The 269-nt window shown below is 67.3% G+C and carries 1 protein-coding gene; it reads left to right on the top strand.

Annotated elements, in window-relative coordinates; translation table 11 throughout:
- A partial coding sequence (locus tag SB764_RS40675) for an MFS transporter (protein ID WP_410866853.1) occupies positions 1-269 on the top strand: 269 nt, incomplete at both ends.

Here is a 269-nt window from a genome sequence, read left to right as displayed (position 1 = left end):
CATCGCGTCGCTGATTTGCGGTCTGGCGCCGAGTGCGCCGCTTCTGATCGCGGCCCGATTTCTGCAAGGCGTGAGCGCCGCGGCCATGCTGTCGTGCCAGGTCGCGGTGCTATCCCATCAGTTTCAGAGCGGCCCGGAGCGCGGCGTAGCGTTCGCTTGGTGGGGCGTCGTGTTTGGGCTCGGGCTGGGCTTCGGGCCGGTCGTCGGCGGCTCGATCGCGAGCTTTGCCACTTGGGAGTGGGTGTTCCTGATTCACGTGCTGATCGCCG

Source organism: Paraburkholderia sp. SIMBA_027 (assembly GCF_046535315.1).
Lineage (GTDB): Bacteria > Pseudomonadota > Gammaproteobacteria > Burkholderiales > Burkholderiaceae > Paraburkholderia > Paraburkholderia tropica.
The sequence above is the reverse complement of the archived record's forward strand: the minus strand, read 5'-3'. Positions and strand labels throughout refer to the sequence as shown.